Origin of the sequence: Lamprobacter sp., from assembly GCF_034860625.1 — a bacterium.
GTDB lineage: Bacteria > Pseudomonadota > Gammaproteobacteria > Chromatiales > Chromatiaceae > Lamprobacter.
Window position 1 is genome coordinate 1 of record NZ_JAYESN010000386.1, and the last position, 2,179, is coordinate 2,179.

General features: G+C 62.6%; 4 protein-coding genes. 3 read left to right on the forward strand and 1 reads right to left on the reverse strand.

The window, feature by feature from the left end; translation table 11 throughout:
* Nucleotides 1-85: 85 nt before the first annotated feature.
* Together VBE63_RS27885 and VBE63_RS27890 are read left to right on the forward strand one after the other, a co-directional pair.
* On the forward strand, nt 86-694 hold the full coding sequence (locus tag VBE63_RS27885) for a type II toxin-antitoxin system MqsA family antitoxin (RefSeq protein ID WP_323686245.1): 609 nt from the start codon (nt 86-88) through the stop codon (nt 692-694).
* Nucleotides 675-1,184, forward strand: coding sequence for a hypothetical protein (locus VBE63_RS27890; protein WP_323686246.1), 510 nt, complete (start codon nt 675-677; stop codon nt 1,182-1,184). The genes VBE63_RS27885 and VBE63_RS27890 overlap by 20 nt, the downstream gene beginning before the upstream one ends.
* A gap of 372 nt (nt 1,185-1,556) precedes the next feature.
* Here the strand turns inward: VBE63_RS27890 and VBE63_RS27895 are convergent, their stop codons facing one another.
* Nucleotides 1,557-1,766 carry a hypothetical protein gene (locus VBE63_RS27895; RefSeq protein WP_323686247.1) on the reverse strand — a complete coding sequence of 70 codons (210 nt, stop codon included), beginning with the start codon at nt 1,764-1,766 and terminating at the stop codon, nt 1,557-1,559.
* Nucleotides 1,767-1,894: 128 nt separating this feature from the next.
* Here VBE63_RS27895 and VBE63_RS27900 point away from each other — a divergent pair.
* Nucleotides 1,895-2,179: DUF1353 domain-containing protein (locus VBE63_RS27900; RefSeq protein ID WP_323686248.1), on the forward strand; the 285-nt coding region annotated here is incomplete at its 3' end.

Genomic DNA, 2,179 nt, shown 5'->3' on the forward strand with positions numbered 1-2,179 from the left:
TACTACATCAAGTTTGCGATCGCAAAGACAGGTCAAGTGCTGCTGCTGGTGTCGTGCCACACCTAACCTACACCAGGAGAATCCAATGAACGCTGATAAAGCCTCCGTGCCCTGCCCAGTCTGTGGCGAAGGTCAACTGACCGAACGGCAAGAGCGAGACCGGGTGGCCTATCAGGGCCAGGAAGGCGATATTCCGCTCGCGTTTTCCGTCTGCGATGCTTGCGGCTCGGAACAGGCATCGCCGGTACAATTGCGCGCCAACAAACGCGCCATGATCAAGTTCCAGAAACAAGTCGACGGCTTGCTCCCCGCCGAAGCCATCGATCAGCTGCTGCGTGATTGGGCAATCACTCAGGCACAGGCGGCCCGGATCTTTGGCGGAGGCGCCGTCGCCTTCTCCAAATATAAACATGACGACGTCAAACAGTCCGAGCCGATGGACCGCCTACTTCGCGTCGCTGCCGCCGTCCCTGAAGCCTTCGCTTGGCTTGCAAGGCGTGCCGGGCTATCGACCCACGCCAAGGGCGCCTTGGTGCGCCCCATGGTGATCAAGTTGGCGCAGCCGCAGAGGCCATCACCAACGAGCCAGAGTCACTATCATCAAGTCGACGCCTTCAGCACGCGCACGACGGTCAACCCGCAGCCGAGCGCCAACGAAGACGCCTATGGCTTGGATGAATTGGCGATGGGCTGAAGTCATGGAGCAGGCCCTGACACTGTCACCTTTGCAGCTGCGGCAGCTGCTCTTCAAACGCGTGAGCATTGAAGCGCTTTTTCCGGTGGAGGACGCTCAGTCTCACTGGGCGCCATCCTTCGACTTCACGGAGACCGAGATTCAGCTGAACGTCGAGTTGGGAGAGCGCGAGCAGGATGATCCCGACTCACCCTATGAATATCGAATGGGCGTCCAACTCCAATTGATCCCATCGGAAGCCGCGAAGCCTCAGGCTCCCTACAGTATCGATGTCGCCGCGCAAGCCTGGCTCAGTTTCCACGATCACGACACCCAGCCGGAGAAAAGGCGCTCCATCGTCGAGGTCAACGGCGCCTCCATGCTCATCGGCGCCATCCGCGAAGAAATCGCTCGCATCACAGCGCGCTCAACGCTCGGCACACTCACGCTGCCAACGCTGCGGATCATTCCCGGTCAGCTGACCAAGACCATCGAGCAACCATCCGAGTGACTGTTTGTGCTGGCAAACGCTCACCACCGCGCGCCTCTGGGACGACTGTGTGCCATGACGCTCGAGCACGCCAGCCAGCGCACCGACGTCAGCCGCCATTTCCCCTTGACGAATGAGGCAAAGCCGCGTTTCAATGCCGCCATGCTGCGCGTTCAGCCCCCGAACGCAACCGGCACGATCACAACAACAGACAAGCTGCTCCCCGCCCATACCCTCCAATCACAGGGTAGGGCGGTAGCGTGCCCGCACCAAGACTCGGCGACCCGGCCTCGTTGGCCACCACAGCGCCACGCCGGGGTTGGCCCGCAACCGGCAGCCCCAGTCGCACCCCAGCACAAACCCATCAGGCGCCAGCGGCCGGTGCCATCAACCCTAAGCCCCGCGCGTTGAACGACCGCCTACCTGCTCACGCCCGAGGGCATTGAGCAAAAGACGCGCATCCTCGCGCGCTTTCTCCAACGCAAAGAGGCCGAGTACCAAGCGTTGCAGACCGAGCTCGAACAGCTCACCGCCGAGGCCAAGGCCGAAGGCCTGCTCGACCCCGAAACCGCCAAGCCCTGAACACCAAACCCTGAACCCCAACCAGTGAGCTCCTTCACCGACCCGCTCGTCCTTAAGGTCCACACCGGCACCCTCGCCGAGCGCCCGTTCGAGCTGCTGGAGGAATTCCGCTACTGGAGCACCATCGGCGCCAGCGAAGCCGAGCCGCGTTGGATCACCGTACCAGCCGGCGACCGCACAGACTTCGCCGCCATCCCGCGCCCCATGACCTGCCGAGTCTGGCCCCTGCTGCCACGGTCGGCCGCACCGGCAAGGCCGCCGTCATCCACGACTGGCTCTGCGACGAGCAGCCGCACAGCGTCGACCACAAAATGGCCGCAGACATCTTCAACGAAGCCATGGCCGTGCTCGGCGAGCCCCGATGGAGCCGCGCCATCATGGTCTGGGCGGTTAAATCCATGGCGGATTGGCGGCTTTATCGGGCGTTTTGTGCT